The sequence below is a fragment of the Bacillus sp. AR2-1 genome, assembly GCF_008368755.1.
In the GTDB taxonomy this organism is placed as follows: Bacteria; Bacillota; Bacilli; order Bacillales; family Bacillaceae_G; genus Bacillus_A; species Bacillus_A wiedmannii.
This window is the reverse complement of the sequence record NZ_QORY01000060.1, coordinates 1-736: the sequence shown is the minus strand read 5'-3', so window position 1 is coordinate 736 and position 736 is coordinate 1. Positions and strand designations below refer to the sequence as shown.

Below are 736 nucleotides of genomic sequence, written 5' to 3'. Positions count from 1 at the left end.
AATCTTTGCCAAGTTATATGGAGACATATAAGAAGTTGTTTGATAAAGCGAAGGTAACAAATGAATCTCAAATGGTAAACGAATTTCATAAGGAATTAAAACCGAAGGGAGTAGAGTTAGCTAGTTATGCTGTAGATCTAGAAGCGTATGTTTCAAATTTAGCTGACCAAGTATTTAAAGATTCTCAAAAAATGATAGATCGGTCCGTTATTACTTTTATCATTCTTGTAGTAGTTACTACAGTCATTATATGTATAGTAAGTTATATTATTAGCAAGCTTATAGTTGCACCTTTACAAACGGTTAGTCGTATGATGGAAAGAGCAAAAGAAGGAGATTTAACTGTACATGGTGAGTATAATGCTAAGGATGAATTAGGTGTATTAGTAAGTGATTTTAACGAAATGATTGCAGGGCTAAGAACAAATATGCAAGAAGTAGAGAATAATATTCAGCTTTTATTCCAACATGCAGACGGAGTAGTATCTGCATCGGAAGTATCTAGTGGTGCAGCGAAGAAAATCACTATAGATATTGAAGAAGTTGCAAATGGCGCAGAGGGCCAAATGCAGGCAATGGAGCAAACTGCGGGTGCGATGGAAGAGTTGACACAAGGAATGCAGAGTATAGTGAATACATCATCCTCTGTAAATGAATTGTCTGCTCAATCAGCATTAGATGCAGAGAGTGGTAACAAATTAATGAAACAAATGATTCAACAGATGGATACAATCCA

1 protein-coding gene is annotated in these 736 nt (G+C 35.5%); it reads left to right on the top strand.

Going from position 1 to position 736, the window contains the following annotated elements; translation table 11 throughout:
- On the top strand, positions 1 to 736 hold a 736-nt coding region (locus DT250_RS31385), incomplete at both ends, for a methyl-accepting chemotaxis protein (protein ID WP_149214394.1).